This is a genomic window from Sulfuricurvum sp. MLSB (genome assembly GCF_000747095.1).
GTDB lineage: Bacteria > Campylobacterota > Campylobacteria > Campylobacterales > Sulfurimonadaceae > Sulfuricurvum.
The window spans coordinates 22,513-29,879 of sequence record NZ_JQGL01000123.1; the positions used below are offsets into that span (position 1 = coordinate 22,513).

Below are 7,367 nucleotides of genomic sequence, written 5' to 3' on the forward strand. Positions count from 1 at the left end.
AATGACTCTCTCAAAATCTCTCTACACCCGCGGAATCCAATGCTCCAAATCCCTATGGCTGAAAAAATACAATTCTGAGGTGCTAACTCCGCCCGATGCCACTGCCCTCGCACGGTTTGAGACAGGAAATATCGTCGGCGATCTGGCATGTGCCCTCTTCCCGAATGGGCGTGAAATCCCCTACATGGAAAAAAAATTTACAGTGATGGCGGAGCTGACACGGGAATGGATGGATGAGGGGTTAGAGACTATCTATGAAGCGACGTTTATCCATGAGGGGATCGTCGTGATGGTCGATGTTCTGCGTGTTACTCCTGATGGTGTAGAGGTATATGAGGTCAAAAGCTCCTCGGAGGTCAAAGATATCTACCTACATGATGTCTCGATACAGCGCTACGTCATCGAGAGCCTCGGATATACTGTCACCAATTGCCATGTCGTCCATATTGACACCTCCTACGTGCGGGGCGATGCACTCGATTTGAGCGCCCTCTTTAGTATCGTAGAGGTGAGCGAAGCGGTCGATGCGCTGATGAGCAGTGTCCCTGCGAAACTGGACGAATTTGAAGCGCATCTCGCAAACCGGGACAACGAACCCTCTATCGAGATAGGCAAACACTGCAAAAACCCCTATGAATGCGACGCGATGCACTATTGCTGGAAGGTACAGCGCAGCATCCCCGATTACTCCGTCTTTAATATCTTTAACCTCGGTAGCAAGAATCAGATCGAGCTGTACGATCAGGGGATTGTCCGGATCGAAGAGATACCCGATAGCTACAAAATGACCGCCCTCCAACGCCAAAAAGTCGATAACTGGAAAGCACAGCGTACCCACATCGACCGCGACGCGCTCGGGGAGTTTCTCTCCACCCTCACCTACCCGATCTACCACCTCGATTTCGAGACGTGTCAGCAGGCGGTTCCACAGTGGCGCGGGATCAGCCCCTATCAGCAGATACCGTTTCAGTATTCACTCCATATAGAACACAGTGACGGGACACTGGAGCATCGGGAATTTTTATCCCCCGCAGGAGCCGATCCGCGCTACACGTTGGCGCAACAACTGATCCATGACATCCCCGACAATGTCACGGTACTGGCGTACAACATGAGCTTCGAGAGAGGTGTAATCGAAAAGCTTGCCCAAAGCTTCCCCGACCTCAGTGATCGCCTCAAAAGCATCCTCCCCAATCTCCGCGATCTGATGGTGCCGTTTCAAAAGGGGCACTACGTCACCCCATCCATGAACGGAAGCTACTCAATCAAATACGTCCTCCCCGCCCTCGTACCTGAAATGGAACAATCCTATAAACTGCTTGATGGCGTCCAAAATGGCGGTGAGGCAATGAACGCTTACGCCAAACTCGCAACGATGGAAGAGGAAGAACAAGTGAGTATGCGCCGCGCCCTGCTCGAATACTGCAAGCTCGATACACTGGCGATGGTAAGGGTACATCAAAAACTCAAAGAGGTACTAAATGATTGATTATTGCAAGAAACTGACGATTCACAGAGCAATGAATGAGATTCCGAATATCGACGGTTCGGTCGAAAGCGACCGTGGACGCATCATCTCGGCACCGGCACTGCGTCGACTTCAAAAACGGACTCAAGTATTCGCGCTCGAACTCAATGCCGCTGTCCGTAGCCGCCTCACTCATTCTCTCGAAGTACAGCAAACAAGCCGCTACATCGCCAGAAGTATTCTGAGCGCGATTAAAAAAGAGGATTCTATACAAAAATACGGTTTGGACGATCTGGACAATGCTTTCGTCTCCACCGCCGAGATGGCAAGTCTCTTGCATGATATCGGGAATCCTCCCTTCGGACACTCTGCCGAAGAGTCGATCAACGCCTGGATGGCCAAAGAGGCTCCTGCGATTTTAAATGCCCTCTATCCCGATATGAGCGAGACAGTCATTCCGTTTCGTGATATGCTCCTCAACGACCTGAGCAGTTTCGATGGCAATGCGCAGGCGATCCGAATCGTCCATAAGCTCCAGCGGCTTAACCTCTCCTACACTCAGACGGCGGCAATCCTCAAATACACACGGGGGGCATTCGAATCCAAACCGGACAAATCATCCCCCCTTTCCTATCTCCAAAAAAAGCCCGGATACTACTACTCTGAAAAAGAGTTTGTTGAAACGGTATGTAAAACGCTAGAAATGGAAAAAGGTTCACGTTTTCCCCTCACCTACATCATGGAAGCTGCCGATGACATATCCTATCTCACCGCTGATCTCGAAGATGCCGTCGATAAGAAGATCCTCACGTTGGACAACATCTATGAACTGATTATGGCGGAGTCGCCCAAGGTGAACGAAAAGTACGGCACTGACGAGCGTTATCTCGTTGATTTAGTGCAAGGGGCATACGATAAAGCGCAAAAGAGCAGCGAGAAACCCTACCGTTTTAATATGTTCCTCGTCTCTATCCGCGCCGCGTTAATCGGAAAATTGGTCGCTCATGTCACGAAGATTTATATGGAGAATCACGAAGCCATTTTTAACGGTAGCTTCAACCATCCACTCCTCGAATTTGACCAAAAAAGCCCCTATTTCATCGCCCTTAAAATCCTCCAAAATATCTCGATCAAACATATCTATCACAACCGTGAGGTCGAAACCTTGGAGATTAAAGGAGATGCAATCCTCACCGGACTTCTCAATCTTTATAAACCGATATTGAGCGTTTCCGCCGATGATCTGGCAAAACTCCTCAAAGACGAAAAAATCGATAACGTCATCGCTTCCAAATTTTTCCGTCGATTGTCCCAAAAACACATTGTTGCCTATTCCGTCAGCGTTGATGGGATTGAAGAAGGAAAGAACGAGGAAGAGCGACGGATACTGGAGTGGTATTATCGTGCTCGGCTGCTGCTCGATTATATCAGCGGAATGACGGACGATTATGCGCTTCAAGAGTATCAGACGCTGATGGCGCTATAAAATATTCTCTTACACAACACTATCCAAAGTAAATAGCATGATATGTAAAAATCATTTTATGCTATTTTTCAAACCATCCAAGTAATCACTCCACCACTGCATCAAAATTCGTCGTTCATTTAAATACTCAGCATGGTTGTAAGCATCTTTTATTTTATTTCTCTCTTGATGGGCTAACTGACGTTCAATGACTTCGGGAATAACCCCATGTTCTTGATAGTTTTCATAGGCTAAAGTACTAAACATAGATCTAGCACCATGACTTACCATATCACCAGCAATATTTTCATTTTTTAAAACAATCCTGATACCTTTTGTTAAAGTATTTTCACTGATAGGATAATCTCGTCCTTTTGTCTGAGTACAAAATATAAATTTCCCACCGCCAGTTAATGGATGCATAGTTTTAATGATTTCAATCATTCGATCAGTCAATGGAACCAAATGAGTAGTTTTCATTTTCATTTTTTCTGCTGGTATTTTCCACAGTTTTTTTTCGAAATCAAACTCATTCCATTCTGCATGACGGATATTAGCTGGACGTAAAGCGACGTAGGGCATCAATTGCAATGCTGTTTTTACTGCCAGAGAACCAGTATAGCGGTCAATTCCTTCCAAAAATAGTTTAATAGTTTTGGGATCAATGATAGTTGCCATATGTTTCACGACAATTGGCTCTAAAGCTAATCGTGGGTTGATATCTGCAGCAATGTTGTGTTTTACACGCCCAACGGTTAATCCGTATTGATACACTTGATTAATCAAATTTAAAGTACGGTGAGCAGTCTCATTCTGCCCTTTTAATTCAATTTTTCTGATTATGGAAAGAATATCTTGTATTTTAATATCATCAATATTTTTTGAGCCGATCACACCAAAAATATGATTCTTAAATCGACCTTCCTTTTTTGCATACGTTTTTTCACCCAGTCGAGATTTCTGCTTTTCCAAAAATTCCAAAGCAATACTTTCGAACGTATTGGCAGCTTCCACTTGAACCAGACGTCTTTGTTCCTTTGCAGTTTTTCTCTCATCTGATGGATTGATCCCAGACTTGACAAGTTTTTTTAGCTCTTCACGTTTTTCACGAGCTTCAGCTAATGGTACTGCAGGATACGTTCCAATGGATATACGTTTTTCTACACCTTGAAAAAGATATTTTAAACGCCATCCTTTCGAACCATTTGGTTGAACAACTAAATACAAACCTCCACCATCAAAAAGTTTATATTCTTTTTCTTTTGGTTTTGCATTTTTGATTTCTTTGTCAGAGAGAGGAAGAGTTTTACGAGCCATAGGGATACCTCTTCAAAAGATAGGGATAGTTAAAAATTTGTATCCCTAATCCTATCCCTAAAATTCTTAGATAGTAGTGAATTATTGCAGATTGTTACAGACTGAAAGGTTGGGCTAAAGTTCGTATTTTAGGGGTTTTATAGACTTTTTCGGATTGTTTTGGATAAAGGAGTGGTACCAGTGGGCGGACTCGAACCGCCACGACATCGCTGCCAACGGATTTTGAATCCGTCGTGTCTACCATTTCACCACACTGGCTTGTGAAGAGGTGGAATTATAGGTTCCATTTGCTTAAAAATTAGTAAAACCCGATCCTCTAGCAAACTAATCGATTTTTCAATTTTGCCGATATGGAGTATATGGAACTTTTCTTGCTTTGATTTCAACAGCATGCACAACAAGGAGTGAACGTGAGAGTTATCTCTTCCTCTTATTACAATAATATTTACGGTGAAAACAGTAAAGTCAACCGTCAGTTATTTGACGTAACAAAACAAATTTCGTCCGGGCTCAAGATCAAGTACGCGCACGATGATCCCTCGGTTTTCATCGATACGCTGCGTCTTGATGATGAGATCGCTACTCTGACACAAACCAAAAACAGCACACAGAACGGTTACAAATTTTCGACGCAAACCGACTCGACGATCGGATCGATCGTCGAGAAACTCGAACAGGTCAAAGTCAAATTAATCAATGCCGCCAATGAGATTCACTCCGATACCAGTCTTCAGGCGATTGCAAAAGAATTGCGCGGGTTGCAGACCAATCTGATCGCTTTGGGGAACAGTTCGATCGGCGGACAGTATCTTTTTTCGGGAACGGCCACGTCCACCAAACCTGTTGGGGCTAATGGCGTCTATCAGGGAAATGACAGTGATCTGGTCTCTTTCATAGGTACCGGCTTGACGCAAAAATACAATCTGACGGGAGCGCAGCTTTTTCTGGGCGAAGAAAAAGTGATTAACCGCACCGTGACGACCAATATAGCACACACCAATTTCAATCAAACCAGCTCCATTACACCGGAAAGTACGATTCATGATTTGATGGGCGATGACGGAGATGCTGTAGGCGAACTGAGCTATTTTTACATCAGCGGAACACGGACGGACGGAACGGCTTTCAAATCCGCCATCGAAATGGATCCGACCGAAACCGTTCAGGATTTGATGAACCGAATCGCTCTTGCGTACGACCCCAATCAAACAACGCCGACGGGGGATCAGATCGGAATCTCGATCAATTCCGCCGGACAGATCGAGATCATTGACAAGATGGAAGGTTCGAGCAAACTCGACTTTCATATGGTCGGTGCCGTCGATTTCTCCGGGGGGGCAGCGGCAAACGTCACGGATATCGATCTTTTGCAAGCAGGGACAACCGACATCTCCACAATCGGAGTCAACCCTCTGTTTATCAAAGAATTCACGAAAAGCGGATTCACAACGCCGACAGGGACGCTCAACACGATCGACGGAATCAATTATGACCGTACCAATTTTGTCAAAGACGGTGCAAGCCTTCTTTCCAACGTTCCGCAGATCGTAAAATCGGACAACTCGATTGCACAGCCGACGACCAAACTCGTCGATGTGGCGGGAGGAACGACACTGATCGGGACAACCCTCAAACTTCAGGGGACGAACATCAACGGCGTGGCGTATGATTTGCAGATCAATCTGGCGGCGGCTTCAACAGTCAGCGGAACGGTCGGAGGCGTCGGCATCACCGGATTCAACATTTATGATGCCGATACGGCCCGAACGCCTGCCAACGCGGATACGATGACCTATCAACAGCTGCTCGACGTCGTCAACATGGCGGTCAGCGGTTCGATGCCGGCCGCCAACAGCGCCGTAGCCTACGATGCGGCGATCACGACCGCGAATTCGCGCTCATCCGCAACGATCGACTATGCCGGCCGTCTTGTCGTTAAAGACAAACTTTTTACCGACACGCAGGCCTCAGTTTCGATCTACGATAATACGTCCGATACCTATCCCGCTACCGACACGACTACCGACACCGGATCGTCTCTCATTTTCAATGCCAACAGCGCATTGACGGTCCGCGACCCGAAAACCGATTTTTATGCCCGTCTTGAAGAGATGATCCAATCGGTTGAACAGGGCAAATACAAAGCCGACGGTACCGACGGAGGCGATCCGCGCAATATCGGCATTCAGCATGCGATTGCGATGATCGACGATTTGAGCGAGCACACGACACGGATGCAGACGGAAGCGGGAACCTATTCGCAAACGCTGCTTGCGGCTTCGGAACGCACGGACATGCTGATCCTCAGTACCACGACGCTCCGCTCCGACGTTATCGATACCGATATCGCGGAGGCGACGCTGCGGATGCAGCAGCTGCAGCTCAATTATCAGGCGATGCTCTCAAGCATCTCCAAAGTCTCGCAACTTTCTCTCGTCAATTATCTGTAAAAACGTCAAAAAAGCGGGGTTTCTCCCCTTTTTTGTTATAATCAGCCTACTTTTCACATCCTCTCTAAGGAATACCCATTTTACGCGATACACTATTTATTGCCGGTTTTGGCATACTTTTTTATTTGGGAATAGCCACTATTATCGGTAGCGCTTCGATTATCGGAGCCTACGGCGCATCGTTCGCCGCATCCAACATCCATATTTTCGGATACGTCGCCTATACCTATCTGCTGTTGTTGATGGTTCCCCTGTTTTACTGGCACAAATACGACGGAGGGATACAACGGCGTTTAGAAATGGCGGGAATTTTCGCTCTGCTGTTTTTTGCCCTGATCTTTTTTCAGGCGCTGGTCGTCGACGGAATGTATCGCGGCGCGTTCGGCGGGGCGGTCGTCGATTTTCTGGGTGTTTATATCGGGACTTTCGGGTTGTGGATATTGTGGCTTATGCTGGTCGCCGTCTCCGTGATTGCCGTGCTGGAGCAGAGTCTGGCGGAATTGGCCGAGCCGATCAAAGAATACATGGAAAAACCGCTTTCCTCACCGAAACAGACGAACATAAAAACTTCCGCCGAGTTTGCCCGTCCCTCGTCAGCCGCTTCCTTCTCAAACGATGACGATTCCGGTTCTCTTCCCATCGAGCATTTCAGTGACACACGCACGCA

General features: G+C 46.8%; 5 protein-coding genes and 1 tRNA gene. 4 read left to right on the forward strand and 2 right to left on the reverse strand.

Features of this window, described 5'->3' with window-relative positions; translation table 11 throughout:
• Position 1 precedes the first annotated feature (1 nt).
• Positions 2–1,489 (forward strand): DUF2779 domain-containing protein, encoded by a 1,488-nt coding sequence (locus tag JU82_RS08755; protein WP_294892683.1) that lies wholly within the window; start codon positions 2–4, stop codon positions 1,487–1,489.
• Entirely contained in the window at positions 1,482–2,954 is a 1,473-nt protein-coding gene (gene dgt / locus JU82_RS08760; RefSeq protein WP_037949502.1) for a dGTPase, read from the forward strand. Before JU82_RS08755 ends, dgt begins: the two co-directional genes overlap by 8 nt.
• A gap of 51 nt (positions 2,955–3,005) precedes the next feature.
• Here the strand turns inward: dgt and JU82_RS08765 are convergent, their stop codons facing one another.
• Both JU82_RS08765 and JU82_RS08770 read right to left on the reverse strand, forming a co-directional pair.
• Positions 3,006–4,250: an integrase arm-type DNA-binding domain-containing protein gene (locus JU82_RS08765; protein WP_037949503.1), complete on the reverse strand. Its 1,245-nt coding sequence runs from the start codon at positions 4,248–4,250 to the stop codon at positions 3,006–3,008.
• Between the two features lie 172 nt (positions 4,251–4,422).
• A tRNA-Leu gene (locus JU82_RS08770) sits at positions 4,423–4,508 on the reverse strand.
• A gap of 152 nt (positions 4,509–4,660) precedes the next feature.
• On the opposite strand from JU82_RS08770, the gene JU82_RS08775 reads away from it, so the two are divergent.
• A complete protein-coding gene (locus JU82_RS08775; protein WP_037949504.1) occupies positions 4,661–6,700 on the forward strand; it encodes a hypothetical protein in 2,040 nt (679 codons plus the stop codon).
• Positions 6,701–6,825: 125 nt separating this feature from the next.
• Positions 6,826–7,367 (forward strand): DNA translocase FtsK 4TM domain-containing protein (locus tag JU82_RS08780; RefSeq protein ID WP_037949505.1); only part of this gene is annotated, 542 nt, incomplete at its 3' end.